This is a genomic window from Chthonomonas sp. (assembly GCF_035294165.1).
GTDB lineage: Bacteria > Armatimonadota > Chthonomonadetes > Chthonomonadales > Chthonomonadaceae > Chthonomonas.
In genome coordinates this window covers 42,507-67,607 of the sequence record NZ_DATGLN010000170.1, presented here as the reverse complement: position 1 = coordinate 67,607, position 25,101 = coordinate 42,507, and the positions used below count along the sequence as shown (strand labels likewise).

General features: G+C 55.7%; 12 protein-coding genes. 10 read left to right on the top strand and 2 right to left on the bottom strand.

What is annotated here, in order from left to right; genetic code table 11:
• The first annotated feature begins 40 nt into the window (after nucleotides 1–40).
• The 9 genes from VKV29_RS09010 (at nucleotide 41) to VKV29_RS08970 (ending at nucleotide 13,814) form a co-directional block, all read left to right on the top strand.
• Nucleotides 41–1,219 carry a Gfo/Idh/MocA family oxidoreductase gene (locus tag VKV29_RS09010; RefSeq protein WP_324200977.1) on the top strand — a complete coding sequence of 393 codons (1,179 nt, stop codon included), beginning with the start codon at nucleotides 41–43 and terminating at the stop codon, nucleotides 1,217–1,219.
• A 105-nt stretch (nucleotides 1,220–1,324) separates the two neighbouring features.
• Complete coding sequence (locus VKV29_RS09005; protein WP_324200976.1) at nucleotides 1,325–4,501, top strand: ATP-binding protein; 3,177 nt, start codon at nucleotides 1,325–1,327, stop codon at nucleotides 4,499–4,501.
• An 80-nt stretch (nucleotides 4,502–4,581) separates the two neighbouring features.
• Nucleotides 4,582–4,896, top strand: a complete 315-nt coding sequence (locus VKV29_RS09000; RefSeq protein ID WP_324200975.1) for a metalloregulator ArsR/SmtB family transcription factor — start codon at nucleotides 4,582–4,584, stop codon at nucleotides 4,894–4,896.
• 93 nt (nucleotides 4,897–4,989) lie between these two features.
• Complete coding sequence (locus tag VKV29_RS08995) at nucleotides 4,990–6,570, top strand: efflux RND transporter periplasmic adaptor subunit (protein WP_324200974.1); 1,581 nt, start codon at nucleotides 4,990–4,992, stop codon at nucleotides 6,568–6,570.
• Between the two features lie 5 nt (nucleotides 6,571–6,575).
• A complete protein-coding gene (locus tag VKV29_RS08990; protein WP_324200973.1) occupies nucleotides 6,576–9,965 on the top strand; it encodes an efflux RND transporter permease subunit in 3,390 nt (1,129 codons plus the stop codon).
• Nucleotides 9,966–9,986: 21 nt separating this feature from the next.
• Nucleotides 9,987–10,196, top strand: a complete 210-nt coding sequence (locus VKV29_RS08985) for a DUF2892 domain-containing protein (protein ID WP_324200972.1) — start codon at nucleotides 9,987–9,989, stop codon at nucleotides 10,194–10,196.
• An 833-nt stretch (nucleotides 10,197–11,029) separates the two neighbouring features.
• Entirely contained in the window at nucleotides 11,030–12,748 is a 1,719-nt protein-coding gene (locus VKV29_RS08980; RefSeq protein WP_324200971.1) for a class I adenylate-forming enzyme family protein, read from the top strand.
• Between the two features lie 14 nt (nucleotides 12,749–12,762).
• Entirely contained in the window at nucleotides 12,763–13,542 is a 780-nt protein-coding gene (locus VKV29_RS08975; RefSeq protein ID WP_324200970.1) for a creatininase family protein, read from the top strand.
• An 11-nt stretch (nucleotides 13,543–13,553) separates the two neighbouring features.
• Nucleotides 13,554–13,814 (top strand): hypothetical protein, encoded by a 261-nt coding sequence (locus VKV29_RS08970; protein WP_324200969.1) that lies wholly within the window; start codon nucleotides 13,554–13,556, stop codon nucleotides 13,812–13,814.
• Between the two features lie 357 nt (nucleotides 13,815–14,171).
• Here VKV29_RS08970 and VKV29_RS08965 read toward each other — a convergent pair whose 3' ends face one another.
• Nucleotides 14,172–15,287, bottom strand: coding sequence for a hypothetical protein (locus tag VKV29_RS08965; RefSeq protein WP_324200968.1), 1,116 nt, complete (start codon nucleotides 15,285–15,287; stop codon nucleotides 14,172–14,174).
• 146 nt (nucleotides 15,288–15,433) lie between these two features.
• Here VKV29_RS08965 and VKV29_RS08960 point away from each other — a divergent pair, with 146 nt between their 5' ends.
• Complete coding sequence (locus VKV29_RS08960; RefSeq protein ID WP_324200967.1) at nucleotides 15,434–16,459, top strand: methyltransferase; 1,026 nt, start codon at nucleotides 15,434–15,436, stop codon at nucleotides 16,457–16,459.
• A 584-nt stretch (nucleotides 16,460–17,043) separates the two neighbouring features.
• Here VKV29_RS08960 and VKV29_RS08955 read toward each other — a convergent pair.
• A complete protein-coding gene (locus VKV29_RS08955) occupies nucleotides 17,044–25,086 on the bottom strand; it encodes a hypothetical protein (RefSeq protein WP_324200966.1) in 8,043 nt (2,680 codons plus the stop codon).
• Nucleotides 25,087–25,101: the final 15 nt, after the last annotated feature.

Here is a 25,101-nt window from a genome sequence, read left to right as displayed (position 1 = left end):
AATTCCTGCAGAAACTCGATAGCGTACAAGGAAAGGCAAAATGCAAACCTACGGTGTTGGGATGGTGGGCTATGGGTTTATCGGGAAAGTGCATGCCCATGCCTATCTATCATTACCCCTCTTTTACGATCCGTTGCCGGCTAGGTTGCGTTTGGTGGGAGTTTGTACGGCAACGGAGGAGAGCGGGAAAAAGGCGCAGGAGCAGGCCGGTTTTCTGTTTGCGACACGCGATTATCAGGCCCTGTTGGAGCGCGAGGACATTCAGATCATCAATATCTGTGCCCCCAACGATCTCCATTACCCTATTTTACGTGATGCCCTAAAGGCGGGCAAACACATCTACTGCGATAAGCCGCTCGCGCTGACCAAAGAGGAGGCGGTGGAGATCGTCTCTCTAGCGCGCAACGTTCCCACCGTGCAACAGATGACCTTCAACTATCGTTTTGTGCCGGCGATTCTACGGGCGCGACAGCTCGCAGAATCGGGGTTCTTAGGAGAACTGTTCAGTTTTCGCGTGGCTTATCTCCACGCGGGCTATATTTCTCCCCATCGCCCTTACTCTTGGCGCATGGATAAGGCACGAAGCGGTGGAGGCGCCGTCGCCGACTTGGGGGCACACATCTTTGACCTCGTGCGATTCTTGGCAGGGCCTCCGCTTCCGATAGAACGTGCCGGAGAGTTTCAACGGGTTAGTGCCCGTCTGCAAACAGTGATTACAGAGCGGTTGGATGTAAGAAGCGGCCAGATGCGCAAAGTGGATGTGGATGATATCGCGCTCGTGCAGGCTCAGTTGGCAGGAGGCGCCTATGGAAGCTTGGAGGCCTCGCGTTTGGCAACCGGGGCGCAGGACGAGATTCGCCTGGAACTCCATGGAAGTCGTGGCGCCTTGCGCTTCAATTTGATGGAACCCAACTGGCTCGATATCTACGATGCCACCCTGCCGGAAGAGGATTTGGGGGGAAAGCGCGGTTTTCAACGCATCGAATGCGTCTCGCGCTATCCCAAACCCTACGCCTTAGGTGTTACCAAAAACAGTGTGGGCTGGATACAATTTCATATTCATAGCCTCTTTGACTTCGTGTCGAATATCGCGCGCCATGAAGAGGGGCAGCCTCCCTCCCCGCTCTCTCCTACTTTCGAGGATGGTTTGGCCGCACAGAGAACCATCACAGCCTGCCAAAACTCCGATGAACACGGCGGGATGTGGGTCGAAGTCTAGCAACTAACTTCGTCACCTCGATGAGATGAAAAGGTATATTAAAACAAAGAGTCTGTTCGGTTGTATCCTAAGCCTCTTCCTTAACAAACCGGTAGAGGGTTGACGATGCAAGTTCAGTCTTATACACTTACATTTTTGTGCACCGATATTGAGGGCAGCACCAAACTGTGGGAGAGTGCTCCGGAGGCAATGCAGACGGCTCTCGCCCTTCACAACGCGCTCCTGCAAAATGTCATTGCGGAACATGGAGGGCATCTCTTCAAAATGATGGGCGACGGAGGGTTCGCCGCTTTTGCTTCGGCCACCGATGCAGTCCATGCCGCCCTCGATTTTTTGAAAGCCCTCCGCACCCAAGAATGGCCTCCTGAAACCGGCCCCCTACGGGTGCGCGTCGCGCTACATAGTGGCACCGCCATGCAACAAGCGGAGGACTATTTGGGACCGCCTCTTAACAAAACGAGCCGACTGGTGGAAGTGGCACATGGCGGGCAGCTTATTCTTTCGGAGGCAACCAAGATTCTTGTGGAAGTTCACCTGCCGCCCAATGCCGATCTGCTCGATCTCGGCTGGCATCGGCTACGCGACCTGAAAGCACCGGAGCATATCTACCAGCTGATCCATCCGGAGTTGGAACGCGACTTTCCCCCTTTACGCTCTCTTGCCGGAGGCTTTTACCCCAACAATCTGCCGTTTCAACTGAGCAGTTTCATCGGACGCGAGCGCGAGGTCGAAGAGATTCGTAACCTGCTTGAAAGTGGACGCCTTGTGAGCCTGGTAGGAGTGGGCGGCTGTGGGAAAAGCCGATTAAGCCTTCAGGTGGCAGCAGAGATGCTAGAGCACTTTCCCGACGGGGTCTGGTGGGTAGAGCTGGCCTCGGTACAAGAAGGGAACGGAGTGGCGTCTCAAATAGGCAGTGTGCTTGGGCTGCGCGAAACACCGACGGAGCCAATGGAGGAAGTTCTTCTGCGCTATCTGCGTAACAAGGCACTGCTCTTGGTTTTAGATAACTGCGAGCATCTCCTGGAGGCTGTAGGGAGATTGGTGAGCCGCATCCTCCGCGAATGTGGGGAAATAAAGATACTGACAAGCAGTCGTGAGCGCTTGCACGTTATGGGCGAGCGTGTCTACCCTGTGTTGCCGTTGAGCCTGCCATCGTCGAACGAGAGCTTAAGTGTGGCGGAAGTCGCCCACTATGAGGCTTTGGCGCTTTTCGTGGAGCGAGCACAAAACGTGCTACCCGAGTTCCGGGTAGATAATGAAAACCTAGAGGCTTTGGTGGAAGTCTGCCACAAGCTCGACGGCATTCCGCTGGCGTTGGAGTTGGCGGCCAGCCGTTTACGTGTGATCTCTTTACCGGAGCTTGCCTATCGCCTGGATGAGCGTCTACGAATTTTGCGAGGGGGCATGCGTAGCGAGCTGAGCCGCCACAGAACCTTGAGGGCCACTTTAGACTGGAGCTATGAACTGCTAACTCCTCGCGAACAGGAGCTGTTTTGCAGTTTAGGTGCATTTCGCGGAGGATGGAGCTTAGAGGCCATCGAGCATGTAGGAGAGGAAGCCTACGGCCTAGAGGCTTGGGAGGTGCTTGAGCTATTAGAAGGTTTAGTCGAGAAGTCGCTATGCATGATGCGGCAGCGTAAGGGGGAAGTGCGCTACAACCTGTTGGAAACGGTTCGCGAGTATGCGGTGGAAAAACTTCGGGAACGGGGGCCAGAGTTTGAAGGCCGAGTTCGCCGGGCGCACGCGCACTACTACACGAACCTTGCCGATGTCGCCCGCACCGAACTTTTAGGCAAGGAAGGAGTCTACTGGGCCGAGCGGCTAACAGAAGAATGGGCGAACATAGAGGAGACCTATGCTTGGTATAGACGGCAGCACGATTGGGAAGCCTGTCTACGTCTATGCGTTGCCCTTAGCGATTTCTGGCTTCTGAATGGCTCTCTTCGCGAGGGACTTACCTGGTGTGAGGCCGCGTTAGCGAACTATTCTGCTGAAGACTATCTGTACGGGAAAGGGCTGGTGTTGGTCACGCATTTGCGCTATCGGCTCGGAGACCTCGAACAGAGTCAAGCCTATGCGGAAAGGCTATGGAAACTGGCCGAACACCTTCATCACGAGGAGCTACTGGGTTTTGCCCATCGCTTTAAGGGTTATTTCGCCTTTTTAAGGAAAGACTACTCTGCCGCCGAAGCCCATTTCAAATCGGCATATTCCTATTTCCGTTCCGTAGGAGATCGGATCAAAGAGGCCATTATGCTAGCCGAGCTTTTCACAATCCCCTATAATCTTGGCGACTTTGAAAGGGCGCAAGAGTACATCGAACAGGCCATCGCTCTACACCGTGAAGTGGGCGATGAAATCAGTCTTTCCTATGATCTATTCTGCCTTGGTCAGGTTTTACTACAGCAACAGAGTCAGTTTGAGCGTGCCCGTTCGCTCTTTGAAGAGGCTCTTGCAATCGCACGAACACATGGTAATGTGGGCAATCTGCCACTCTATTTAAACGCCCTCGCCCATGTTTACCAGGAGCAGGGCGAATATGCTAAGGCGCTCGCTTTGGAGGAGGAAGCGCTCGCCATCTGTCGTAACACGGGCGAACGATGGAAAGAAGCGGGTACGCTTGCCCAGCTCGGACGCCTGGCCTACTATCAGGGCGAGTACGAAAAGGCCAGGCACTACTTCGAGGAGGTTCTTCAACTCTATCCTACTCCTGACAACATACCTGCTCTCCATCATATCCAGGCTGCAAACTTCGGTCTTGCCACCCTAGCCCTTCGAGAACGGAACTATGAACAGGCCTATCAACGGTTCCAACAACTCGTGGAATGGGGGCGCCAATACCATCTCCCCTTAGCTATCTCCGCACCGCTAAGAAAGTTATCGTTACTTGCCCTATTGCACCATCAAGAGAAAACAGCCCGAGACTGCTTAGATGAGGCCCTCGCGGTGGCCAGAGAACATGAAGATGTAGACGAGATCGCCTATACCCTTCGGGCCTATGGGGTCTATAGGGCCTGGCAGGCACAACATGAGGGTTACTCAAAGGCACAAAGGGTTACTTTCGCACTTTGTGCAGCGCGCCTGATCGGCGGGGCGCATCGCATTCTGGAGGACACGCAGGTAAAAGTATCGCCCTACGAGCTAACCGAGCAAGGCGAAGGCTGGCTTGCACAAGCGCGTGCACTTATAGGAGAAGATCGATTCGAGGCCGCTTATAACGAAGGACATGCTTGGAGCATGGAACAGACGATCACCGCCGCCTTGGCAGAGCCGCGTCCATAGAAGAGTTGGCACCGATGGGGAACCATCCTCTAAACATAGGCGTATAGCTATATAGCTAGCATCTATATAAGGAAAGCGGCATGACAACGACAGAAACGAAAAACCAACTCATCGATCTGGAGACGCTTCAACGTGTGGCGCCTATCATCCGAAATGCGGCCCATCCGTTGCGTCTTCGCATTCTCGACTATCTTCAACACGCCGGTAGAGAGCGCAACGTAAGCCAAATCGTGGAGGCCGCAGAGGCAGAACAGGCCGTGGTAAGCCAACAACTGCGAATCCTTAAAGACCAAGGCATCCTCAGCGCACGCCGTGAGGGCACGAACGTCTACTATCGGATCGCCGATCCAAGCGTGCTGCTCTTGCTCGATTGCATCCGCCATCATAAAAAGTAGCTGTAGCATATGCCTGGACCGGGCGGCTTGTAGGCGTCCATCCATCCCTTGCCTTGCAGAGATACGAAAGAGTCGTTTTCGGAGGAAGTTTATATGAATATAGATATATATCAATTTATTAGACACCGAAGTCTACAAACAATGACAGCATGGCGGCGAAGCGGAACGTTAGGCAAACGACACAAAATCGTTTTGGTTGGCCTGCTTCTGCTCATCGGGTTGGTGGGCATGGTCTTCTGGCGCAGGCATGCCTCCTCCGCTGAGGCTGCCGACTCACAAAGCCATCCCACAAGCAACACCACGGCAGTTACCGCTCCTATAGAGACGGTCGCCCTAACCACTTTGCCACAAACCATAGAGGTAACCGGTAACGTAAGCCCCATCGTTCAAACAGATATTGCGCCCAAGATAACAGCCCGCATTCTCTCCTTATTTGTACATGAAGGGAGCCGTGTGACGGCAGGAGAGGTACTGGCTGTTTTAGATACCCGTGATCTCGATGCGAGTATCGCTCAGGCGGAAGCGGGCGTTCTCGCTGCGGAGGCGGCCTATCGGGGGGCGCAGATGGCCGAACAGATGGAAGGCAAGGTAGACAACGCCCAAATTGCGGCGGCACAGGCCCAGTTGCGCGAAGCCCAAGCCGCCCTAGCAGCGGCTAAAGCAAAGCAACAACTGGTGGATACCGGCCCACGCAAGCAGGAGCGTGCCCAAGCTGCTCTCGCAGTGACGCAAGCGAAAGCCAAACTCGTTCTTGCCGAACGTGACCTCCATCGCATGGCAGAGCTTTATAACGAAGGGGCCATCTCGGCTCAGCAGTACGATTCTTATCAAAGCCGCTACGAGGTCGCTAAGGCACAGTATGAGAGCGCTCTGCAGCAACAAAGCCTCGTGAACGAGGGAAGCCGTTCCGAAGAAAAGCAAGCGGCGGCGGAGGCGGTACGCCAGGCACAGGCTGCTGTACGTCGGGCGGAAGCCGGCCTTCGTGAAGCCGAAGCAGCCGCTGCAAAAGCGCAGGTGAGGCACGAACAGACGCAAAACACTTTTGCCGCTTTACAACAGAGCCGTGTAGCGCTCCAGCTGGCCCGCATCACGCGCAGCTATGCGGTTCTACGCGCGCCTTTCGATGGCGTGATCACCCAAAAGCTAGCGGATGTTGGCGCGATGGCTATGCCCGGCGTTCCCGTTCTTCGTGAGGAGGGCACACAGGATCGCTTAGAGTTGACCGTGCCGGAAAGCGCCTTGCCCGCAGTCACCATAGGAAAGCCCTTAGAGGTGCAGATAGATGCCTTAGGAAACAGGCACCTTGTGGGCATTGTGACCGAGATCGCGCCGCAGGGTGACCCGAACAGCCATACCTTTACCGTGAAGGTGCTGCTGCCTGCAGATAGGGGTGTTCTTTCGGGAATGTTCGGTCGCGTGAAACTCCCTGTCGGCACGGAACGGCGTATGCTTGTACCGGCCGGCGCCGTTATGGAGCGAGAAGGACTTCACTACGTCTATGTTGTTGATCCTCAGAACGTGCTTCATCTCCGACTGGTAACGCTAGGGCAGTCGTACGGAAAGAGCCTTGAGGTGCTTTCGGGGCTTAATCCGGGAGAGCGCATCGTTGCCGATGCCTCATCTCCAAAGCTACAGGACGGTTTGCAGATAAGACCGACAGAGGATGGGAGGTAAACCAAATGGCCGATCACCATACCGAACATACGCATGAGGCCACGGGCGAGCCAAAAGGGGGACATACGCCGCATCATTCAGACGGATCGGCGCATTCGCGCCTCGGGCTAGCCGGCAGGTTAGCTGCGGCTTTCGTCTCGTCCAAACTAACTCCACTCATTATTCTGGCGTCGTTGCTTTTAGGCTTCATCGCCGTGGTTCGTACACCCAGAGAGGAAGAACCGCAAATTCATGTTCCGATGATAGATGTCATGGTTCAGATGCCCGGAGCCACGGCGAAAGAGGTAGAGCAACGCATAACAAACCCCCTGGAACGGGTGATTCACGATGTGCCGGGCGTCGAATATATCTACTCCACCTCAAGCCCAGGGCAGTCCTTGATCATTGTGCGTTTCTACGTGGGAGAAGACCCCGAGCAGAGCCTTGTGCGCTTGGAGGAAAAATTGCAGCCGCACTACGATAGCCTACCTCCCGGCGCGTCAAAGCCCATTTTGAAGATGCGCTCTATTGACGACGTGCCCATTTTAGCGCTAACGCTTCATGGGGCAAACTATAACTACTACACGCTTCGCCAGCTTGCCGAACGGCTTCGGGATGCCATAAAGCAGGTGCCCGATGTCTCCAATGTAGATATCATCGGTGGAGAGCCGCGTCAGGTACGGGTTATTCTGAAGCCCGCGCGATTAGCGGCCTACGGCCTGACTCCTCTGGATGTGGCCAATGCGCTTGAGGGGGCCAATGCCCAACAGCAATCAGGGTCTTTTGATAAAAATAACACCCAAATATTGCTGCGAACGGGCGACTTCCTCCGCAATGCCGAAGATGTGCAGAACGTGGTAGTGCGTAGTGTCGGCGAGCGCCCCATCTTTGTGCGCGATGTGGCTCAAGTGGTCGAAGGGCCTTCGGAGCCGCAAAACTATGTCTTTTTCGGCTATGGGCCGGCGACAGGCAAGAAAACCACATCGCTTCAAGAGGCCGTTACACTGGCCATATCGAAGCTACCGGGCACCAACGCGGTAGACGTGGTACGGCGGGTCATGAATAAAGTAGACACCCTGAAAGGGGTCATCCTGCCATCCGACGTGCACATCACGGTTACGCGTGACTACGGCGCTACGGCCAACGAGAAGGCGATGGAACTGCTTTTTCACATGCTGATCGCCGTGATTTCGGTTATGCTGTTGATAGCGTTGGCTTTGGGGTGGCGCGAGTCGCTGATCGTTGGTGTTGCCATCCCGGTAACGCTCGCCCTCACCCTGTTTATTTTCTATCTCTACGGCTATACCCTAAACCGCATCACCCTGTTTGCCCTGATCTTTTCGATCGGTATTCTTGTAGATGATGCCATTGTGGTTGTCGAAAACATGGTTCGGCACTTTCGTATGGAGCAGGGAAAGCCCTTCTCCTTACGAGATGTGGCGATTCGAGCGGTAGACGAGGTTGGTAACCCCACCATTCTCGCTACGTTCGCCGTTATCGCTGCTATTTTGCCGATGGCTTTTGTTCGCGGGCTGATGGGCCCCTACATGCGGCCCATTCCGGTAGGGGCCTCTGCCGCCATGTTATTCTCCCTTGCCGTGGCCTTTATCGTTACGCCATGGGCTACCAATATCATTCTCGGCAGGCACCATCAGCATGCCCAACCCACCACCCCACCAAGCGACCACCCGAAAAAGTCGCCGGACGATTGGACCACTCGGCTTTATCGGCGGGTGATGAAGCCGCTGATCCATTCGCCAAAAGCGCGTCGACTCTTCTTTGGGGGCGTGGTCCTCCTGTTGCTCGGCGCGATGTCGCTTATCGCGTTGAAGTTGGTGGTGGTAAAGATGCTGCCTTTCGACAACAAGAACGAATTTCAATTAATCGTGGATATGCCGAACGGCACCACTTTGGAGCAGACAGCGGCGGCCACAAAGGCATTAGCCGACTATATCGCCACCGTGCCGGAGGTGGCCAACTACGAACTGTATGTGGGCACCGCCAGCCCCTACAACTTCAACGGCCTTGTTCGGCATTACTATCTGAGAAACGCAGCCTATCAGGCCGACATCCAGGTGAACCTCGTGGATAAACAACATCGAAAACTGCAAAGCCACGATATTGTAAAGCGCATTCGCCCCGCATTAGCCCGCATTGCAAAAGCATGGGGAGTGCGGCTGAAGGTTGCCGAAGTTCCGCCCGGCCCGCCGGTACTCGAAACCTTGGTCGCAGAGGTCTACGGCCCCACCGATGCCGAGCGGACGGCCGTGGCGCGCGAGGTGAAACGGGTCTTTGAACAGACACCGGATGTTACCGACGTGGACTGGTACCACGACGACGCGCAACCAACCTATCAGATAGTGGTAGACCGACAGAAGGCCGCGTTAGCACATGTGGATGTGCAGACGGCCGTCAATGAACTAACCATGGCCCTGCACGGAGCGGCGATAGGATTGGCCCACGATCCGGAAGCCCGAGAGGACGTGCCCATTTGGCTACAACTACCTCGTGGAGATCGCAGCGGCCTGAACCGCCTACAAAATCTCTACGTCCCCACCCAGGATGGGCGCAGCGTGCCGCTGAGCGAGTTGGTGCGAACGATAGAGGTACCTGCAGACGAGTCGATCTACCACAAAAACCTGCTGCCGGTGGTCTATGTAACAGGCGATGTTACCGGACGGCTGGAAAGCCCGGTCTATGCCATTTTGGCGATGAATAAAAAGTTGTCGCAATTGCGAATGCCAGATGGTACGCATCTCAACATACTCAGCATTCGACAACCGAACAACACCAATCGTCTCTCCATGAAGTGGGACGGTGAGTGGCAGATAACCTATGAGGTCTTTCGCGATCTGGGACTTGCATTTGCCGTCGTTCTGATTCTCATCTACATTCTGATCGTGGGGTGGTTTCGGTCTTTCATCACGCCGTTTGTCATCATGGCACCGATCCCCCTTACGCTTGTAGGCATCTTGCCTGCCCATGCGCTGCTCGGTGCGTTCTTCACGGCCACCTCCATGATCGGCTTCATCGCGGGTGCCGGTATCATCGTGCGCAACTCGATTATCCTGGTGGACTTCATCGAGCTGCGCCTACGTCAGGGCTTTCCCCTAGAAGAGGCCGTCATCGAGGCCGGCGCCACACGTTTTCGACCCATGCTTCTCACCGCGGCGGCGGTAATTGTCGGCTCGTTTGTTATTCTCTTCGATCCGATCTTTCAGGGGCTGGCCATCTCTCTCATGGCTGGTGAGATCGCCTCAACACTTCTCTCGCGCTTGGCGGTGCCCGTGCTCTATTATCTGGTGCGCCGCCGCAGTCGGGATTTAGACCGATTTGCTCCCTTCGGTCGGCCCGATCTCGAATCCGCAGGTGGGGCCGTAGACACCGCCTCAACTGCAGAAGTCCATTCATTCTAATGTAGCAGGAGGAACGTTACTATGACCGTTGAACGCTGGCTTCGCCTTATCGCAGGTGCCTTTGTAATGCTGAGCGTCGCTTTGGGCTATTGGGTAAGTCCCTGGTTTTACGCCTTCACGGCTTTTGTGGGGCTTAATCTGTTCCAATCGGCCTTTACAAACTGGTGCCCTATGGTTTGGCTCTTGCGGCGCCTCGGCGTGCGGCCTTGCGTGCCACTAGAAAGCAAGTAGATTCGGGTTAACTCCGCTTTCTAAAAATTAGGCGTGGGATGGGGGCTGCCAATCTCGCGGCTCTAGAGCCAGTACTGCAAAGCGTGCTTGTCTTGTTCGCCCCCTATCCCGGCCTTTCCGTCTTGCAGACGGCGAAGCATCGGCCAGAGAGATAGCCGATGAAGGGAATAAAACAGGCAGCAAAGGCGCCGTCCGCTAGGACGCCCACCGCGAGGTGCCCCTCTCCCTGTAGGGGAGGGTGTCGGTCTTGCAGAGCCGCAGGCACCTGTCATTTCTCGTGAGATAGACGCTTGTCATTTCGAGCCGTAGGCGAGAAATCTTAAGTTTCCGTCCTTCACGGCTCTAGAAACAGTTTTGCAAAGCGTGCTTGTCTTGTTCGCCCCCTATCCCGTCCTTTCCCCCGATTCGGGAGGTGCTAGCGCACGGCGATGCAGCGGCCAGCGAGATAGGCGATTAAGGGAATAAAACTGGCCGCTGAGTTGCCCACCGCGAGGTGCCCCTCTCCCTGATAGGGGGAGGGGGAGGGGGTCGGCCTTGAGGGGCGGGGGGGTGGGGGCTTGTAGGGGTGAGGCTGACAGTCTCACGGCTCCAGAGCCAACCAGCAAAGCACAGCGACCATGCTCCCGCCTACAAAACCTCCTCTGATGGAGAACTGCTACTCTTGCTTTATGAGAAACGCCCATTTTCGAGGAACAACGGCTAGAAATCACATACACTCCCCTCGCTATTATTTAAGCTAACAAATCCAGCAGGGAATCGCGTTTCTAAAGATGAAGATATTTGTAACAAGCTTTCGCGTGCAACGAGGCAAACGAAAGCGAGGAGAATGGGTTATGCAGCTAGAGGAAGAAAGCGTCTTTCCCGAAACACGCCCCCTTATCTATCATGCGCGCTGCCTCTCAAATCGGCCATGGGAGCAGCGCTTCACGCCGTTTGATAGCGTCGGTCAGCTTCTTCAGACGCGGGCGCAAGAGCGTGCAGCCGAGCGCTACTTGACCTTTTACGATGAGAGCGGGCCGGTAGTCTCCTACACCTATGCCGAATTTCTACAACGCGCCTCTCAGGTTGCTTCCCTTTTACAGAGCCTAGGTGTTACCGAGGGACATCGCGTTGCAACCCTCATGGCCAACGACCCCCGTACCGTGTTCCTCTATTTCGGCGCTTGGCTTCTCGGAGCTACAGTCGTTCCGCTCAACATAGGTTCAGAGGACGAACAGCTTGCCTACATCCTCTCCAATGCAAAAGTGAAAGCGGTCTTCGCCTTTGACGATCAGCTTTCTCGGGCACAACAGATGCTGCCTGCAAATGCCGCCTCTCATGTCCTCATCGCAACCGGCAGCAGCAACGGCCGTAATGGCATACCGTACTTTGAACAACTTCTCAACAACTATGCAATCCCCTCCTCTCTACCGAGCCAATGTCCCGATACGGAGGCGCTGATCGTCTACACATCGGGCACCACCGGCCCCCCCAAGGGGGTTATTCTCGATCACGCCAATCTGCTGGCAGATGCTTGCAGCATCGCCGAATGGAACCGTTTCGGCCCTAACGATCGAGCCATCAATGTCCTTCCTATCCATCACGTGAACGGAACCGTAGTGACCCTGCTAACTCCGCTCTACTCAGGTGGCAGCGTCGTGTTGAACCGGCGGTTTTACGCGCAATCCTTCTGGAAAACGGTCGAAACGGAGGGGTGTACCTGGAGCAGCGTGGTGCCCACCGTGCTGGCCTTTCTCTGTGAGCGTAACGACGATATAAGCCAATACAACCTGTCGCGCTTCCGCCATATCCTTTGTGGGGCCGGCCCTCTCACCACCGAGCTGGCGCGTCGCTTCGAAACCCAGTTTCGCATCCCGCTCATTCATGGCTACGGCCTTTCCGAAACGACCTGCTACTCCTGCTTTTTACCCATCTCTCTTGATGAACCCACACGCCGTTACTGGCTTACCGAATGCGGATTCCCCTCTATCGGCTGCCCGCTGCCGGTGAATGAGATGGCCATTCACGACCCCAACGGCAACCCTCTTCCACCCGGCGAGCGGGGAGAGATCGTCATTCGTGGGCACAACGTCATGCGCTGCTACTATGCCCGCCCGGAGGCCAACCGCGATACCTTTGCACATGGGTGGTTCCGCTCAGGCGATGAGGGGTTTTATCTTGTCGGCCAAGATGGTAATCCTTACTTCTTTATCACCGGCCGCATCAAAGAGTTGATCATTCGCGGCGGGGTGAACTACTCTCCCTTCGACATAGATGAGGTTCTTAACGCGATTCCGGGGGTGCGTGCTGCCATGGCAGTAGGCTTCGAGAACGACTATTATGGAGAGGAGATTGGGGCCTATGTGCAGCGTGAAGAGGGCAGCGATCTTACCGAAGAGGCCATTCTAGCCGCCTGTAGAAAGCGCCTGCCCTTTGAAAAATGCCCCAAAGTGGTGGTCTTCGGCGATACTTTCCCGGTTACCTCTACCGGCAAATATCAAAGAAACAAGCTGAAGCCCCTGTTCGCCGCCTGGAAATCGGTACAATTTAGGGAAGAAAAGCATACGAATTAGGAGCGTGTCTCTCAATGCAGCTTGGAGAACAGAGTTGGCCGGAAGCCCGTGCTCTGGCGAATAAGGTTGTTGTGCTGCCCCTCGGCTCTTTCGAGCAACACGGTCATCACCTTCCCCTACTCACCGATACGCTCATCTGCACCGAAATCGCTCGCCGTGCCGAAGACGCACTTGGCGATGCCGTTCTTTTTCTACCGGTGCTCTGGGTGGGAGCTTCCGATCATCATCGCGCCTTTCCGGGAACCGTTAGCATCGGCAATGAGCCATACGTCGCTCTTCTGTGCGATATGCTCGATAGCCTTATCGGGTCGGGCTTCCGACGCATCTTCCTTCTCAACGCCCACGGGGGCAACATTACACCGGGGCGTATGGCCATCTATCGCACTCAGATGCAGCATAAGCACCTCACCGACCTGTGGATTGCGTTAGGAACCTGGTGGACACTCGCTGCCGACTCTGTCGCGGCCGTGCCGGGGCTTCGGCAACCTGTCGTTAGCCATGCCTGCGAACAAGAGACCAGCATGATCCTCTGCCTCCGTCCCGAACTTGTGCGTTGCGACCTCGCCACCGGTGCCAACATCCCTTTTGAATCGGCCTTCTATTGCCCAGACTTCTCAAGACCTAGTCGAGTGGATGTGCCGCGTGCTTTTGATCAACTAAGTACGACCGGTGCCTTCGGCCACCCAGAACTCGCCACTCCCGAAAAGGGCGAGGCGCTTTTTCAGGCCGTAGTCGAGCAGGTTGTCAGCTTTCTACGCGAATTTGCCACGTGGCCTGCACTAGCACCCCGATGAAAGGAACATCCATGCAAAACCCTAATCTATCGCATCCTCTACAGCGGCATCTGAATAGTGTAGTAACTATTTACTACCATACTAACTATTCCGATAGCGGTACGCTTACCTATCTGGATGCCCATTGGGTGGAGTTGGTAAAAACAAATGGCGAGCACCTCCTTGTGCCCACCACGGGCATTCGTCTTATCAAGTTACAGACCGTGGCGGAGACCGAGGCGAATACTTTAGTTCGTGCCAGCGCTCCCGATTCGCCTCAAGGAGACCAGTAAACTAGCTCTCGGTTTCCTTTCATATCCTTCCTTTCGGAAACCGACTTACTAGCCCCCTTTCTCCCGAATCGGGGGAAAGGCCGGGATAGGGGGCGGGCGAGGTAAGCTTGCTTTGCAAAACTGTCTCTAGAGCCGTGAGATTGGCGGTTTCTACTGCCCCACTCCCTACCCCCTCGGAACTGGTAGAAATTGAAACTCAAGATTTCTCGCCTTCGGTTCGAAATGACAGGAGTTCATCTCGACTTCAGCCCCGCAAGCCCTCCCCTCCCCCTACAGGGGGAGGGAGACCTAGCGATAGGCGCCTCAAGGCCGACGCCCCACCCCACAAGGGTACCCTCTGCAGCCCCACCCCCACCCCTATAGGCGGTCGCCTTGCTCGCACGCATGGGCAAGAATGGTGCAAACATGCCCCTCTAATCCCACATCCATCACGGTGGGCAGGGTTTTTGGGACGGCGATCAGCAATTGCAGGATACGCGATAGCGTTGGCCTATCGCCTACAGTCTCTGCAGCCAAAGCCCACCATACCACATAGCTTAGCTCATCTTCCGTTATAATGATGGAGGGCAGCTTCAACTCCCCCCTACACAATGCAGAGTAGAGGCCACACGTTCTGCTCGACTTGGGCAGCCACGCGATTGCCATAAGCTGAGCCACCTGATCGGGATACCACACCATCGGCTGTTTAACCTCAATGCTTGCCCCATTGGGCTGAATGCCGATAAGAAAATGGCCCCCTCCTCGGTTATCGTGTACCCATAGCAGTGTATCAATAGCATGGAGGGTTGCTTTTGCCAACCTCCCATAGATGTGGGCGAGATCGGCACGATGCATTTTTTGCGCCAGTTGCGCCGACGCAACCCATCCTTGATAGACCTCAACGTTATCCATGGTATACATAGCAGGATAGTTCGGTTTAGCCGTGGTTAGCCCGTCACCTTGCAGAGTTAGACGAATTGCATTGGCAAGTTTTGGTAACTCGGTTAGCAGGTGCCGAACCCACAAAGGGTCTTTAGCGACTTGGGCATACCTCCAGACTAACCGCATGAAGGTGGCGGCATAGGCATCGGTGGAGTCATAATCGTTGGTGGGTTGCCAAGCGCCCACATCACCCGAATAATCATAGATCGTTCCATCCACATTCAAGTGAGCTAAATACCACTCCTGCCATCGCTTCACGGCCTGAAGCAAGCTAGGGTCGTGGGTTATCTGGTAGGCACCGAGCAACCCGAGAGCCGCGTAGTTCGCGACGTAGGGCGAGAGGCGATAGGGGGCCCGATCACCCATAACAATGGCACCATCCGATCTCTGCTGTGCCCTAATGGCTTTTGCCATAGGCACCAAGCAGGCTATTAAAGCCTTTCGCTGCCATTTGGAAACAGCGGTATTGGGAGCAGAAGTTTGCCATGTCCCCTCTCCCATGGCGAACATAGGTAAACAGATAAGCCAAAACAGAAGATGCCCGTATTTCATCTACAATTCCTGTTACACTCCTTCTATTTTGAGAGCATATGCCTAGTTTACCCCGAGTCCGTAATGCCTCCCTTGACTCTCAGAGTACGGTGCAGGTAAACTCCCAAAGTAAAATTTTTCATAGAGTAAATGAGGGTTTGCAAGCTATGGTTTCTGGAACGCCCCAACCTGTTAGCCCCGAACGAATTCTTCAACTTATGTGGGGGCATGCTGCTCCCATAATTATCCATGCTGGAATTCATAATAATATATTTGAGGAGCTGGCATCAGGCCCGCTGACCATTGACCAGCTCCACGCTAAAACAGGTGCTTCATTTCGTGGACTGAAAGCACTTTTAAACGCTCTGGTCGGCTTGGGCCTGTTGGCCAAAGATACAGAAGGCCATTATCTGTTAACCTCAGAAAGTACTACCTTTCTTGTGCGCAAAAGCCCACACTACTATGGAGAGCTTTTTTGCCATATTTGCGAACAAGTTATTCCCAACTGGCTGGGGTTGGCCGAGATTGTACGGAGCGGAAAACCCGCGCTGCATGTTGATCAGGCCGAGGATGGTGCCGCCTTTTTTGAAAGGTTTGTTGAAGCGCTCTTTCCACTCAACTACGGCGCCGCGAATGCGCTCGCCGAGTCGTTATGCCTTGCGCAACTCAATGCTCCCTACTCTGTGCTCGATATTGCTGCCGGGTCGGGTGTGTGGAGCATCTGCATTGCCATGAAGTCGCCCCAGGTACGGGCTACGGTGATAGACCTACCGGCAGTTTTGAACGTGACACGTCGCATGCTTTCGCGCTTTGGGCTTACCGATCGTTTTCGACTGGTGGCGGGAGATATGCATACAGCCGATTTTGGCAAAGATTACCAGGTGGCTATTCTTGGACATATTTTGCATAGTGAGGGTGAGATACGCAGTCGCGAACTGCTTGCAAAGACCTATCAGGCGTTAGCGCCAGGAGGAACGATCGCTATCGCTGAATTTCTCGTGAATGAAGAGCGAACCGGCCCTCCCCATTCGCTCATTTTTGCCGTTAATATGCTTGTGCATACCGAGCAAGGCGATACCTACTCTTTTAACGAGATCAGGCGTTGGCTTGAAGAGGCCGGCTTTGAGCATGTGAGGCCTTTGGAAGTCCCTGCGCCCTCGCCCCTTATTTTGGCGACGAAACCTTCGGCTTAGAATGCTGGACTGCGGCCTGCTAGCACCCGATAACGCTCACCTCTCCGAGGAAACCTCTGTTTAACTTGCAGGTCTCCCCTCCCCCTGTAGGGGGAGAGCGTCGGCATCCCATGTCACCTCGAAGCAAAGCTGAGAGGTCTTCTCATTTCATTCCCACTGAAGGCGAGAACGTTGGACTCGAAGTGTGGTACGCCTGCCATTTCTCGTGTGATAGACGTCTGTCATTTCGAGCCGGAGGTGCCTGTCATTTCGAGCCGAAGGCGAGAAATCTTAAGTTTCCATTCCCACCAGTTCTGAAGGGCAGGGGTGGGGGCTGCAGAGGCTGACAATCTCACGGCTTTAGAGACAGTTTGTAGAGCAAGCCGACTTTGCTCGCCCCCTATCCCGGCCTTTCCCCCGATTCGGGAGAAAGGGGACTATAGCGTTTAGTTTCCACAGGGAAGCTTAGCAAAGAAAACCGCAAGTTAGCTTGTTGGTCTCCCCTCTCCCAAGTTGGGGGAGGGGCGGGGGGGTGGGGGCTTGTAGAGCCAAAAGTCCGCAGGGGTAGGCACAAGGCCTACCCCCAATACACGAAGCGGAACTGTTTACTGCCCCACCAGGTCTGGATAAAATTTGGGCGCGAGAGCGGCCATGTAGAGGTCGGTTGTGCCGGCGCGGGTACTTGCCCAGAACACCCAAAGCCGGTTCATCAACGGGTCTTTTAACACGGCGATCTGCCCTTCGTTAACAGCCCCATTTACCGGCAACGGCGCCTCGTAAACATCGTTGCCGAGGGTGTCGCTCATCTCATCTCCCCAGGCGACCTGATAGGTTAGCGTGCCGGAGTTTGCCGTGGTGTTGGTAGCCGGATTGTAGTAGGTATAGGCCACCTGTACCTGGTTGCCCTCATCCGCTTCGGTGAAGTAGATACGTCCACGCTGCCAGTCTACCTCATAAGGCCCTCTAGCCCCTGTTACCGTAAGACCTACTATCTGGGTAACTCCATTGTTGTTTTTGGCGACTGCTACCGGGTAGGGCAGCTTGATCATCAGGCGCATCGTCTTGAAGTAGACGGCCGACTTCGTTTTGCCCGTGACGTCTGTTTTATGGTAGAACAGCCACAGCCTATCCGTAAGCATGGCCGGCCCATTGGCTCCTAGCGGGTTCCCCTTAGAATCGAACACAACGGTTGGATTAGTAAGCAGTTGGCGTGGGTTGGGGCTGCGATCCAGCAGCACCTCCGGCGCGGTGTTGATGCCCACCGTATCCACCGCAGGATGCGCTTGGAAGGCCGGCGGCAGCGGGTTGGTTGGGATATTCCCATAACCGCCGGCAACAACCAGGTTGCTATCGTCTCGGCTGGTGTTCAGCCGCATGACCTGTGGAATGTAGCTTACCCGAACAATATCGGTACTTTTCGGAGGAACATCCGGGAAGCGTACAATGCCAGACTGTGGGTCAACGACGATACGTCCACCGAGGGCTGAATTATAGGTGATTGTTTGCGAAGCGGGATCAAAGGTGCCTGGGCCCGCCAACAACTGAAGCACATTGCCGTTTTGGTCAATCCGTTCCAGGGAAATGTAGGGCTGGACGTTGCTAAACGGCTGCTGATTGTTGTAGCCGATATACCAACCCACATCGCGTGAGACGAAATGGTTTGTAGCCCCCGCTCGGGTCAGTGTTTCATCCGTTACCGGAGGCAGCGGCAACACGAAGAGCTGGCCGGGCACCATAGCCGGAGCATTCGGGCCTAAGTTCTCCCCACGATATATTCCGTACCGGATCATGAGCGTCTCGGCATGATCGCCGCGACCTGGCAACACACCGGTAAAGTAGAGGTCTATGGCATCGAAGACGCGCACATCCGAACTTGTATTGAACGGATTTTGCGCATAGACGCGCCGATAGATAGCCGACGGATGGCTCTGTTGCCCTAAGGTGATAGGCGTGGGCAACAGAATCCCATCCGGTTGCCAACCCGCTTGCGAGATGGAGCCGTTCAGACTGGTGCTTAGGTTAAAGTTGTAGTAGATTTGTGTATGGTCTTGGCGCCCAACCGAGTAGAACAGATAGAGGAGCTTCTGAGCAGGAACGTTTCGTCCGCTATCGGCAGCCAGCTTTACCAGCAGTGGGGCAGGGTCGTACTTTGGCACATAGGGATTTCCGGGCACAAAGTTCGGTGTTCCCTGTGGTACGTAGGGATAGGTTGTGCTCAAGGGCTGCCAGAAGAACCGCATTTCGGTAACCTCCTGGTTTGGCGCCGTCTGTTTTTGTACCTGGCCTGCAAAGAAGAGATAGGCTTCGTTGTCGCTAGGCGGCCCCACGGTAATGTTGCCGTTGGCATCCACATCGTTCGCTGTCGCTATGGCGGGGCTGGCAAACTGCACCGTACCCGGTATCGGGGTACCGGGCACCGTGTTGTCACCGGTAGAAGGAAAGAACGTCTGCAGTAATCCGGTATTGGTTATATCCAGCAGAGGTGTCATGGGATTCCACCACTGCTGCTGATTCGGTTGGCCGAACTGAGCAAAACTCATGTATCCTACCCCACCCAACGAGCCTAGATTAAGGTAGGGCATGGTAAGCCAGCTGTAGAGAATATCGGATGGGCTTGTAGGGCCTGGAGCCGTATTGCCGCGCAGCGAGTTAGAGGCCCAGTAGAGATAGAGGCCGCTGGTATTATCGCTTGCGGGATAGAGAACGGCTGCCGGCAGCATATTGAAACCGGTGGGCAAGGTAGCGCTCGGGCTGGATTTGCCCAAGTTGTTCGGCGCAGCAAAGTTCACCGTATCTATCTGGCTCAAGCTGCCCTGCGTGGTTCCCCCTGTAAGGCGGTTCGGCACCACAGTTACCTTCACCTGAATGTCCGGATTCGCGTAGGCCTCCAGCGCTTGCCCTACAGGATTAGTATTCAAAATATCGTCATCGTTGCCGGCCAACGCACTACTGCCATAGTTACTCCCCGATGTGGCCAGCCATTCCCGCCACTGTAACGGCATCTCATCCTCATAGGGCACCACCGTTCCTACGTAGGTTCCCACCGGTGTGCCGAGGGGGACGGCGATGCCGAGCTTTGGCGGCTGAGGTTTCAAACCGTTACCGCTCGGCACATAGCCATGCGGCACATCGGGAATGGTAGCCACCGTGCCCTGCGCATCTCCGGGCAGAGGTTTGTGCAGCGTGGGATAGGGCTGCAGTCCGTTGGTTGGCGTCCAGAACGGATTGGGGATCGGATAGAACAGGATGTCGCTCAGGTTCGCCTGGCCGTTGTTGTAGGGATGGTCAAACGAGGAAACGATCCCGATGTTGCCCGTTCCCGGCGTGGGAATGGGGCTGTTCGCAGAGCCGAAGGGGGGCGCAAGCAGCCAGGAGGAGAATAGTTGGTCAACCTGATCGCTCTGTAGCCCTTGCGCCACGGCGGCCCCTGTGGAAGGTGCGAGGCCAGGGGCTAGGGAGGCAGCGCTGAACGTAGAGCCGGGCTGCCCGATCAGCGTGGCGATGCGCAAATCCACGAGGTTCACGTTGCTGTCGCTCATCAAGGTGAACGGTTGGAAAAACTCGCCGAATTGCTTTGGGTCGTCCCACGGTGAGACCGTATTGGCATAAGGTGCCGTCCCCGTTGGGGCAAACGGAATGCTATGCACACCGTTATTGTTAACCGGCGAGTAGCCCGTGCCTGCCGGCACGTTGCCGAAATCGAGTGCAGCGCCCTCCACATGGAGGCGGAACGAAGGTGCCACGCACATGCCAAGGTTGAACTGGCGGCGCGCCTCCTCGATTTCTGCGCGATTGTATCCATTAAAGACCCCGGGTCGCAAAGGCCGCCCTGGCAACTGAACAACCACCTGTGCCCTCTGGGCGATGTAGCCTAAAGCGGGGAAAGTACCTGTTCCCGGCGTGGTCGGCGGCTGTCCATCGTTGAATGTGCGGATGGGACCGAGCACCGGCGAACCGAGCGCCCCGAGCACCTGCCCTGCCTCATTCGTAAACGAGTCGCCGAAATTCCCGAAGGCAGTCTGCACGATGCCGCGGTTTACATTGGCCGGTTGATACTTCGGCACGTTCACCGTAAGGTTCAGCTGTTCCGGTGTGGGGTTGCGGTCGGCCACATTATTGTCTCCACTAGGCAATGCGGGAGCAGGCAAAGGCAAGGCAGCACGGGTAGCATCCACCCCGTTTTGCCCTACGATAGAGACATTGGAAGCCGCAATGGCCGGGTAATCCGGCGTGCTTGTGCCGTCACCGGGAAGCTGCTCCCAAGGCAGCGGGTTCATCACCGAGCTGGGTCCGCCCCACCAAACTAGCGAGGGCATCTGCACAATAATGTTGAGCGGACTCCCCGTAAGTAACTGGTAAGCGCTTCTATCCTCCACATAAAACGCCGGAACTCGGTTCCCGTTTGCATCTATGCCACGATACTGCACGCTGTTGCCATCTACGGCCATATCAAGTGGGGCAAAGAGCGACTTTACACCGAAGTTGCCTATCCAACCGGTCTGTGCCCCGTTGCCAAGTAGTTCGGCGATGTTATTGATGGTGATATTGGGATTATCCGCCGCCGGCGCCCAACCAATGATGTTGAAGATGTTGCTGCCTGTTTGGTCGGCACTTCCTGAACCGGACGGGTTTGTACCGGCGACGGTAAGCGCCAACGGGTTTGTAATGTAGACGCGTCGTGGCCGTCCACGAGCCGCGATGTTATTCGGAGAGCTTTGTAAGGCACGACTTAAATTGCCTAAAATGTAGCCATGGTCGGCCCCGTTTACATCCCGTTGTCCGCCGAAAAAGAGCGGTGAATCGAAACGAGCCGGCGTGTAGTTGATAGTTTGGTTGCCGTTTTTGTAAACAACGTTCTGCTCGATATGGGCGCGAGCCGAAACCCGGTAGCCGGATATGCCGGGGGCTACCGGGTTATTCGCATCCGGCTGAATCGGAATAGAGGCCACTGCCACCCACGGAAACACATAGTGTGTGGGGCCGGTAAGCAGACCCGAAGCGCCGTTCTGCGAGTTAGGAGGCGGATTGTTGGGGTCATCACCCCAGATAGTAAACTGCTGGTTTCCGGCACCGGCATCGCCAGGCCAACCGGCAGGCTGCCCATTGGCGGTGGTGGCAGGCACCTGAACGGTGATGGTTCGGTTGCCACGCGGCACATCAATGCGGAACGTCACCGTTATGCGCGGCGGCGCGGTGCCGTAGGCCGTCAACCCAGGCTGCTGAGGCTCCGCATGGTAGACTCCCCATGCCGCCACATAGAGATGGTCGCCCCAGTCTACAGCGAGGCCATTGGTACCGTCCGGCACTTGGCCAACAAGGGCGTTCGCGCTAAAGGGGGTTCCTGTGGTTCCATTCGGCCAGAAGGTGTTCCATACGTTCTGCGCGAAGTAATCTACGCCACGAATATCAATATCCACCAGGCTTTGGTCGTTCCCGCCGCCACGCAGCTCAACAGACGGCAATGGACTTACTAAACCGTTATTTCCCGTTCCATTTGTAAATGCCGTTACCTGTCCGCCCTCGTCGCCCTCCACAATGTAGCTATTGATCAACGCCGAGGCGGCAGAGCGTACACTACCAGAAGTTGTAGGCGGATTCCATATAAGCGGCAAGAAGATATTGCCGTTGCCATCGTTATAAGCTTGGAGGCCCACTCCATAGAAGTTGCCCGTATCGTCAGAATAGACGAGACAAGGATAGGGTACGTTATAGCTTAAGGTGGTGCCATCTAGCAGTCCCTCCGATGGATCGGCCTGGAGTTGGGCTATGATCGGCGATGAAAAGACGAAGCCCGATTGAGGGATATTCGTGGCGTAGAGCTTTGGATTCAAGCCATTGCCGTCCACCTGTATGCCGTCTACCGTCCCGTCGCTCTGCACCACATAGATCACGTCGGAAGGCAAAGTTCCCTGTGGAAGCAGACCGCTGTTGACCGGAACGGGCGCATTGCCCCCGAAACCGGGCACAAACGGTGCCGTTCCATTGGGGTTATTGGGGTCTGGATTCGGTGGATCGGGCGTTGGCGGAAAGACCCACGTTAATTGATTTGTAAAGGGCACGGTCTGTCCGTTGGGCGTCGCTTCGGGTAGTGCATAGACCCGTCCACCCCCATCAGGAGTGTCGCAGGTGAACACCAGATAGCGATTATTGGAGCCTGTTGGTTGGTAGAAGGCAACGGTGCTGGGTGCTGCCCCCAACCCAGGGCCGGCCGTAGAAGGATAGGTCCAGTAGAGCCGCTTTGTATTATCGTAAGTCACCTGAGTGCCGTTCACGTTGGGAACCGTGTCGTGATGAGCGAGGATGGCGTAGACATGGCCATCGGAAGCGCCCACGACCAGAGGCTTCTCGGCAGTTCCTCCGGCATAGTTCGGGTCGTACATAGGGGACCCAGCAAGGAACCCGATTTGCGGCTCATCGCTAAAGTTGTCGGCCATGTTAAATCCGCCGGTGGCGCTCGGTGTATTCACCCTATGGAAGGTATCGGCGCCGAAGCGTGGCCATGTCCAGATGCGCTGGGTCGTTCCTGCAACGGCCAACTGCTGATTATTCACGTTAATCGTGCCGAAATCTCCACGCCCCCCGGCGTCGAAGGCATAGACACGCCCATGCCCACTATCCGATCCTTGTGCGGTTACGATCAACAGTTGGGGCCCATTCGGGTTATCGGGGTCGTCTACTAGCGTGGGCGTCCAAGTCATTCCCGTCATGGTGAGAAGTGTATCGTTACGCACGATGTAGGGGGTCGTGGCCGCCGCCGTCGTGTTGGGATTGGGAATAATATCTCCATCGTAGATGAGGTGGCCGCCCGAATCGGTGGGCTGATCCGGCCCGAAACTGAAGGCCGGATAGCCGGTACGGCTATAAGCCCCCGTATTTGCCGGAAGGCTGAAGTTGGGGTCTTCCCACTGAGCCGGCGCATTGGGTGGCTCATTTGCCGTTCCTAACAGGGGTCGCACCGACGGATAGACCCAATAGGCCGTTGTGGTACGAGTGGACAGATCGCCGGGGTCTGGGCCGAAGGGGTTATTTCCAACCGGGTCCAGGGCGTAGATATGCCCCAAAGCTCCGCCGGCTGCAGTGGTCACAAAGTAGACCATCGGGCGAACCTTGCCATCACGGCAGCGCACATTGGCAAGCAGAGGTGAGGCCGTGCAGGTACCCGTCCCCGCATCCGGTAGCGCCACATAGCGCCAGCGCACACGGGTTTTAGAGGGCAGCTCTTGGGGCTGGCCGTTTACAATCTGAATGCCGTCTTCATTGTTGAGACAGTAGAATACCGGTACGGTGAAAGTGGTGTAAGCATCGTTGCCAGGCGTTAGGGGCGTCTGTGTTGGGTCTACCGGTGACGTAGGTGGTGTGTTCGCAATTGCCTCTTCACGTGCCACGTAGTAAACGGTTTTTCCAAACTCCGGATCGTTGGGGTTTGTAACCACTTTGTTGCTACCAACCACCGGAGCAAGAATACGGCCTTGAGCGCTGATGGGGCCTAGAGGTGACTGCGCAATGGCGCCGCCATTATTCCCTGTGTTGGCGATGCCAAGCGGCACAAACTCCACAGCGTCGGCGGTGACGTAGGGCGGATGAAGATAGAGGGAGGTATCGTTGGGATTATCCGGGGTGAGCACGTAAAGGGTCACCACGATCTGGCTGGTAGGGTCGTTGCTGTTATAAGGAAAGACGGCAGGTGTCACCGATGTAGTACTAGAAGCCGCATAGGGGCCGATAACGCGCCAGCCCGGCCCGCCGGAAAGGTCTATCATGTAGATACGGCTGTTAACCACATCGTAAACTCCGCCTCCGCCCGGAGTGCCGGTGTTGTTGATGGTATTGCCGTTAACCGTGTGAAACCAGCTTACCCGCACAAAAGCGTGCTTGAGATCGGGATGAGGAACGTCGTTGGCATCTAAAGTCCCATCTCCTGGAGACCAGATGGACACGGTGTAGTTCAGGGTAACCCCTTGTAGGGCAGTGGGGAGTATGGGGTTCCCCATAGTCCATTGGGCTACCGGCTGGGCATTATTGAGCGCGTTGTTCACCGCAGCGTATAGCTGAGGAGGAACATAGGGCAGCTGGGTTAGCTGGTCTGTTGTTGCCGTCACCGTGCTGCCGTTCGAGCCGGTATAGGTAATGGTAACCGGCTGCGGCGTGGCGATGCCGTAGTCGAAGTTGTTGGGGTCGGTGGGGTCGGTTCCAAAAGAGAAGCCGGCCTGCGGCACCCGCTGCGCTATGGGAGGAACGGTAAAAACGTTCGTATTCCACACCGAAAGGGCGTTCTGGGTGACGTTAGGATCAAAAATCTCCTTATTTCCTGGAAATCCAGGAGGGTTATCCACGATGATGGGATTGAGAGCGGAGACGCCAGAGGTTTGGTTTGAACCACCGTTCTGTGCGCCGAGCAGGTCTACGCCGGTAGGCCATACCCACCGTGGAAGGCCATGAAAAGGCTGGTTGGCGAGGTCGGTGAAGTTGTTATAGCCTTGGCGCAACGCAAGCCCATTGTTATTGGCATCCAGCGTTAGCGCACCACGGTCTAACGTCCAGTCGTCGTTGGTAAAGGCGAACTGAGCGTGTGCCCCCATCGCCGCCAAAGCGAGGAGCAACCCGCACAGTGATATTATCCCAAAGGAGAGCGCACTCTTGTGCCTCATCTCTCGTTCCCTCAT

Excerpts from the sequence above, each read along its gene's own strand:
- VKV29_RS08970 (WP_324200969.1), top strand. The coding sequence starts at position 13,554 with ATGCAAAACCCTAATCTATCGCATCCTCTACAGCGGCATCTGAATAGT.
- VKV29_RS09010 (WP_324200977.1), top strand. The coding sequence starts at position 41 with ATGCAAACCTACGGTGTTGGGATGGTGGGCTATGGGTTTATCGGGAAA.
- VKV29_RS08980 (WP_324200971.1), top strand. The coding sequence starts at position 11,030 with ATGCAGCTAGAGGAAGAAAGCGTCTTTCCCGAAACACGCCCCCTTATC.
- VKV29_RS08975 (WP_324200970.1), top strand. The coding sequence starts at position 12,763 with ATGCAGCTTGGAGAACAGAGTTGGCCGGAAGCCCGTGCTCTGGCGAAT.
- VKV29_RS08960 (WP_324200967.1), top strand. The coding sequence starts at position 15,434 with ATGGTTTCTGGAACGCCCCAACCTGTTAGCCCCGAACGAATTCTTCAA.
- VKV29_RS09005 (WP_324200976.1), top strand. The coding sequence starts at position 1,325 with ATGCAAGTTCAGTCTTATACACTTACATTTTTGTGCACCGATATTGAG.
- VKV29_RS08990 (WP_324200973.1), top strand. The coding sequence starts at position 6,576 with ATGGCCGATCACCATACCGAACATACGCATGAGGCCACGGGCGAGCCA.
- VKV29_RS08985 (WP_324200972.1), top strand. The coding sequence starts at position 9,987 with ATGACCGTTGAACGCTGGCTTCGCCTTATCGCAGGTGCCTTTGTAATG.
- VKV29_RS08995 (WP_324200974.1), top strand. The coding sequence starts at position 4,990 with ATGAATATAGATATATATCAATTTATTAGACACCGAAGTCTACAAACA.
- VKV29_RS08955 (WP_324200966.1), bottom strand. The coding sequence starts at position 25,086 with ATGAGGCACAAGAGTGCGCTCTCCTTTGGGATAATATCACTGTGCGGG.
- VKV29_RS08965 (WP_324200968.1), bottom strand. The coding sequence starts at position 15,287 with ATGAAATACGGGCATCTTCTGTTTTGGCTTATCTGTTTACCTATGTTC.
- VKV29_RS09000 (WP_324200975.1), top strand. The coding sequence starts at position 4,582 with ATGACAACGACAGAAACGAAAAACCAACTCATCGATCTGGAGACGCTT.